The 460-nt window shown below is 77.4% G+C and carries 1 pseudogene; it reads right to left on the reverse strand.

The window, feature by feature from the left end:
- A pseudogene (locus AN218_RS38205) lies at window positions 1-270 on the reverse strand (PucR family transcriptional regulator); the annotation flags it as partial.
- Window positions 271-460: the final 190 nt, after the last annotated feature.

The following is a 460-nucleotide window of genomic DNA, read 5'->3' on the forward strand; positions in this document are numbered from 1 at the left end:
CGCCGCCGTGAACTCCCCGTCCGCGTCCGCCTGTTCATGTCCGTGAGCGGGCCGCTGCGCCGTACCGCCGCCGTGGCCGCGCCGGCGTCTGCCGTGTACGACGGTCCACCGCTGCGCACCGTCGCCCAGCAGCTCCGCCGCCTCCTCGGGGGGCGCGCCGAGCATCAGCCGTACGAGTGCGGCCGAGCGCCGCTCCTCCGCCTCCGCGGCCCGGCGCTCACCGAGCAGCGCGAGCAGGACGACGGCCACGGCGGCGATCGCACCGTCCACGCCGTCCCGGTGGGGTGCGCACAGCCCGAGCGCGAACGGCCGCGCCCGGGCACCGTGCCGGTCTCCGGGCCGCTCTCCGCGAGAGTCGCCTCCCGTCGTTCCGCTCCTGCTTCCCGTACGGCCTCCGCTTCCGGTACGGCTCCCGGCTGACGTCGCGCTTCCGGCTGCGCCGGGCCCGTACAGGCCGTAC

Origin of the sequence: Streptomyces nanshensis, assembly GCF_001751255.1 — a bacterium.
Lineage (GTDB): Bacteria > Actinomycetota > Actinomycetes > Streptomycetales > Streptomycetaceae > Streptomyces > Streptomyces nanshensis_A.